Annotated in this window: 6 protein-coding genes; 2 read left to right on the forward strand and 4 right to left on the reverse strand. The window is 69.7% G+C overall.

Annotation, left to right across the window (positions count from 1 at the left end):
* Positions 1-114: 114 nt before the first annotated feature.
* Positions 115-1,449, reverse strand: a complete 1,335-nt coding sequence (locus tag V6M42_RS02190; protein ID WP_332676845.1) for a dihydroorotase — start codon at positions 1,447-1,449, stop codon at positions 115-117.
* Positions 1,450-1,623: 174 nt separating this feature from the next.
* On the reverse strand, positions 1,624-2,577 hold the full coding sequence (locus tag V6M42_RS02195) for a glycosyltransferase family 9 protein (RefSeq protein WP_332676847.1): 954 nt from the start codon (positions 2,575-2,577) through the stop codon (positions 1,624-1,626).
* An 84-nt stretch (positions 2,578-2,661) separates the two neighbouring features.
* On the opposite strand from V6M42_RS02195, the gene ygfZ reads away from it, so the two are divergent.
* A complete protein-coding gene (gene ygfZ, locus V6M42_RS02200) occupies positions 2,662-3,456 on the forward strand; it encodes a CAF17-like 4Fe-4S cluster assembly/insertion protein YgfZ (protein ID WP_332676849.1) in 795 nt (264 codons plus the stop codon).
* Between the two features lie 53 nt (positions 3,457-3,509).
* On the opposite strand, the gene V6M42_RS02205 is transcribed toward ygfZ, so the two are convergent.
* A complete protein-coding gene (locus V6M42_RS02205) occupies positions 3,510-3,776 on the reverse strand; it encodes a hypothetical protein (protein ID WP_332658062.1) in 267 nt (88 codons plus the stop codon).
* Between the two features lie 119 nt (positions 3,777-3,895).
* Between V6M42_RS02205 and V6M42_RS02210 the strand changes: the two genes are divergently transcribed.
* Entirely contained in the window at positions 3,896-4,546 is a 651-nt protein-coding gene (locus tag V6M42_RS02210) for a cyclase family protein (RefSeq protein ID WP_332676850.1), read from the forward strand.
* 4 nt (positions 4,547-4,550) lie between these two features.
* On the opposite strand, the gene V6M42_RS02215 is transcribed toward V6M42_RS02210, so the two are convergent.
* Positions 4,551-4,984, reverse strand: a 434-nt coding sequence (locus V6M42_RS02215; RefSeq protein WP_332676853.1) for a hypothetical protein, incomplete at its 5' end; no start/stop codon positions are given.

Here is a 4,984-nt window from a genome sequence, read left to right on the forward strand (position 1 = left end):
GGTGCGCGAGACGCGGTCCCTGTCCGACGGCTCATGGAAGCTGACCATGGCCAGCGGCACGGAACTGGTCGCCAGCCGGACCTATCGCGACGCCGTGATGGCGCGGCTGGGCCGTCAGGACGCCAGCGTCTCCTGAAACCGCACCGGCCGCCCGTGGGCCGCACCGATCAGCTCGCCGTCCTTCATCACCACCCGGCCGCGCACGATGGTGGCCATGGCCTTGCCGGTCGCTTCGAAGCCGTCGAACGGCGTCCAGCCCGAACGGGTGGCCATGTCCTCGTGGCGCAGGACGTGTTTCGCCTTCAGGTCGACGATGGTCAGGTCGGCGTCATAGCCCTCGGCCATCCGGCCCTTGCCGGCGATGCCGAACACCCGGTTGGCCCCGTGCGAGGTCAGGTCGATGAACCGGTCCAGCGTCAGCCGGCCGTTTGCGACATGGGTCAGCATCACCGGCACCAGGGTCTGCACGCCCGGCATGCCCGAGGGCGAGGCGGGATAGGGCCGGGCCTTCTCTTCCAGCGTATGCGGGGCGTGGTCGGAGCCCAGAACATCGGCGATGCCCTGCTCGATCCCGCGCCACAGCCCGGCGATATGATAGTTGTTGCGGATCGGCGGGTTCATCTGCGCCAGCCCCTTGAGCCGGTCGTAGGCCTCATCGCCGTCCAGTGTCAGGTGCTGCGGCGTCAGCTCCATCGTCGCCACATCCTTGTGGTTGGCGAGGAACTCGACCTCTTCAGCCGTGGTCACGTGCAGCACATGGATGCGGGCGCCGGTCTCCTTCGCCAGCCGGACGAGGCGGCGGGTCGACATGATGGCGCTCTCGGGGTCGCGGACCTCGGGGTGGCTGGTCCAGTCGCCGGTCCGGGCCAGGGGGCGGCGCTCGACCAGCCGGTATTCGTCCTCGGAATGGAAGGTGGCGCGGCGCTTCACGTTCTGCAGAACCTTGCGCACGCCGTCGTCGTCGGCGACCAGCAGGGTCCCCGTCGAGGCGCCCATGAAGACCTTGACCCCGCAGCAGCCGGGCAGCCGCTCCAGCTCCGACAGATATTCGGCGTTCTCGTGCGTGCCGCCGATATAGAAGGCGTGGTCGGTCCACATCCGGTCGCGGGCGCGGGCCAGCTTGTCGGCGAGGGTGTCGGGGTCGGTGGTGTTGGGCTCGGTGTTCGGCATTTCGAACACGGCGGTGACGCCGCCGAGAGCCGCGGCGCGGCTGCCGGTCTCGAGGTCTTCCTTCCACTCCAGCCCCGGCTCGCGGAAATGGACCTGGGTGTCGATGACACCGGGCAGGACGGTCAGGCCGGTCGCGTCCACGACCTCGCCCGCGCTGGCCTGCGACAGGTCGCCGACGAAGACGATCCGGCCGTCGGTCACGCCGACGTCGGCCATGCCGCGCCCGGCGTGGTTGGCCACTTCGCCGCCGCGGACGATCAGGTCGTATGTCTGGGTCATGGTCGTCCTCATACCATGCGTCACGCTTCCGTCATCCTCGGGCTTGACCCGAGGATCAGACCATCCGGTGCGCGGTTCGAGTCGCGGAGGTGCGTGATCAGGGCCGCGCGCTGGCGCACAGTTCGGAGCCGCGTCCGATCCTCGGGTCAAGCCCGAGGATGACGACGTTAAAAATCAGGCGCGTTCGGCCAGCAGCTTCGTCGCCGCCTTCAGCACCCGCTCGGCCGGCAGGTCGTTCATGTGCTGGATGGCCTGGTTCAGGTTCGGATCGATCTTGCGATACTCATCGACGGAGCGCGGACCGCGCACGGCGACCCCGCCCCAGGGACCGTGCTCGACCTCGTCCGACGGCCCGAAGGCGGCGACCACCGGCACGCCGCTGGCCACGGCCAGATCGGTCCAGATCGTGTCCGCGCCGATGTAGAGCGCCGCCCGGCTCAGCGCCGCGACCGTCTCCAGCCGGCTCAGCCGGCCCTGCAGTTCCGTGACGCGATTTCGCGGCAGCGACAGGCGCACGGTGTGGGCGGCCTCGCGGGCGTTGTCGTCGCCGACGACGATGACCCGTCCGCCCTCCAGCGGCCCGCCGTCGCCGACCAGCGCCACCGCCACCTTGGCGTAGCGTTCGGACGGCCAGATCTTGCCCATCCAGTCCGCCCCCGGACCCAGGGCGAGAATGGGCACGTTTTCCGCGGGTATCAGGGCGTCGGCCCTGGCCTGGGTCGTCTCGGCCACGAACAGCTTCGGGGCCGGGACCTCCTCGAGTTGCAGCACCCGGGCGGCCTGTTCGACGGCGTGGACCCCGGCCTCCCACGCCCCGCGGACGGCCCGCTTCTGGCGTTTCAGCTTGCTCGACAGGGTGGTGCCGCGCATGTCCACGACCAGCCCCCAGCGTGTCTCGCGCACCTTGTTCCAGAGGCCCAGCCAGTCCAGCCGGCTGTCCCGCTCCAGCACGATCAGCCGGTCGAGGCGGGTCGTGTCGGCGAACAGGGGCGCGCTCTTCGGCGAGCCGACGATGGTGAAGCTGGCCTGCGGCATGGCCTCGACCAGATAGGCGAGCACCCCGGACGACAGGATCGCATCGCTCGCGTCGGCCTCGGCGATGTACAGAATGGGAAACCGGCTCGCCATGGATGCACCGTATACGGATTCTCTCGTCCTATCAGGCGTGTCACAGGTGTGGTCCACAGGCGCGCGCCGCCCTATCTAGGCGTCATGGTCCCTCGCATCGCCCGACTCGACAGCCGCGCCCTGATCCGCGTGACCGGTCCCGACGCCCGCCCCTTCCTGCACAATCTGCTGACCCAGGACGTCGAGACCCTCGCGCCCGGACAACTGCGCTTCGGCGCCCTGCTGTCGCCGCCGGGGCGGCTGCTGTTCGACCTGTTCCTGCTGGGGCTGGAGGACGGCGTCCTGCTGGATGTCGCCGCCGACCGCCGCGAGGCCCTGCTGCAGCGCCTGGCCATGTACCGGCTGCGGGCCCAGGTCGCGGTCGAGGCCGACGACGGCGCCGTCTTCGCCGCCTGGGACGGCGCGGTCGAAGGTTTCATCCCCGACCCGCGCACGCCCCTCCTGGGCGGCCGACGCTACGGCGAGGGCGTCGAAATCAATGCGGCCGAGGACGACTGGCAGGCGCATCGCCTCGCGGTCGGCGTTCCCGACCCGACGGCCGACGCCCCCTCGGACAAGACCTATCCCATCGAGGCCGACTTCGACCTGCTGAACGGCGTCGACTTCCAGAAGGGCTGTTTCGTCGGTCAGGAGACAACCTCGCGCATGAAGCGGCGGGGAGCCATCAAGAACCGCATGCTGCCGATCGCCTTCGACGGCCCCGCCCCGGCATTCGGCGCCGAGGTGCTGAACGGCGAACTCCGCGCGGGCGAGGTGCTCAGCGGGCGCGACGGCGCGGCCATGGCCCTGGTCCGGCTGGACCGGATCGACGGCGCCCTGACCGTCGACGGACGCGCGGTCACGGTCAGACGGCCGGAGTGGACCGGGCTCCAGACATGAAAAACGCGCCCGGAGCGAACCCCGGGCGCGTCTTCATAGCCGTGTAAGGCGGACTATTCGGTCTTGGCGGCGGCGTCGACGGCGGCGTCGGTCTTGCGGGCGGCCGTGTCGGCGGCGGCGTCGACGTTGGCGGCGGCTTCGCTGGTGGCGGCGGCGGCGTTGTCAGCGGCGGCTTCGGCGTTGACGGCGGTGTCTTCGGCGGCCGAGGCGGCCGTGGCGCCGGCCGCATCGGCGGTGGCGGCGGCGTTCTCTTCGGTCTGCTGCGAGCAGGCCGTCAGGGTCAGGGCGGCCGCGGCGGCGGCGAACAGGGCGATACGCATGGGGGGATGTCCTTCCTTGTTGGAAAGAAGGTTGTTCAACCTGCGCCGTGACTTGTCCAGCGCTTTGACCCTCGCGAACCGCTCGCGCATCATCGCCGTTCCCCATCCCGGAGCCGCCCATGCCCCTGATCGACCTCAGCCACACGATCGAGGACGGCATGATCACCTACAAGGGCCTCCCTGCGCCCCTGATCTGCGATCATCTGAGCCGCGAGGCCTCCCGCGCCAACTATGACCCCGGCACCGAATTCCAGATCGGCCGCATCGAGATGGTCGGCAACACCGGCACCTATCTGGACACGCCCTTCCACCGCTACGCCGACGGCGAGGACCTCAGCGACGTCGGTCTGGACCGCGTCGCCGCCCTGCCCGGTCTGGTGATCCGCGTTCCCGACATCCAGACGGTCGACGCCGACCGGTTCGCGGGCCTGGACGTGCGCGGCAAGGCGGTGCTGGTCCACACCGGCTGGGCCCGCCACTGGCGCACGGACGCCTATTTCGAGAACCATCCCTTCCTGACCGAAGCGGCCGCCGCCCTGCTGGTTCAGGCAGGCGCGGCGCTGGTCGGCATCGACTCCCACAACATCGACGACACCCGCACCCGGTCGCGGCCGGCGCACACGGTGCTGCTGGGCGCGGGCATCCCGATCTGCGAACACATGCGCGGGCTTGAGCTGCTGCCGGACAGCGGCTTCCGCTTCACGGCGGCCCCGCCGAAGGTGAAGGCCTTCGGGACGTTTCCGGTGCGGGCGTTCGCCGAGCTGGGGTGAGGCCTCAGTCCCCCGGGCCGTTGCCGAGGACGCGGCAAACCGGAACCTTGTCCACCACCTCGATGTGGACGGTGCGGCCCTCCGGAACCTTGAACCAGACGTGACGGCCATCCAGCGTGATGTGAACGAGCTGCGGATCGCGCAGGAAGCACTGACCCAATTCCGGTCGGAAGAAATAGCAGTGGCTTTGGCCGGCGGACGTGCGGATGGCGAAGGGGCCCATGGCGACCGCGTTCCCGAACTGAAGCTGCCGCTGCGTCGCTGTGGGCTCGATGACCTTGCACGGCTCGAGCGGTTCAGGGGGCAGGGCAATCAGGGCGGCGACAGCCAGAAGCGCAGGCGCGAGGGTCATGGGGATCTGCTCCGATGACCCATGGTTGTCTTCCCGGTTCGCGAAGCCAAGTGAACTCGTCGTAACACCACGCGTCGCATCACGCC

This window comes from Brevundimonas sp., assembly GCF_036677305.1.
Taxonomy (GTDB): Bacteria; Pseudomonadota; Alphaproteobacteria; order Caulobacterales; family Caulobacteraceae; genus Brevundimonas.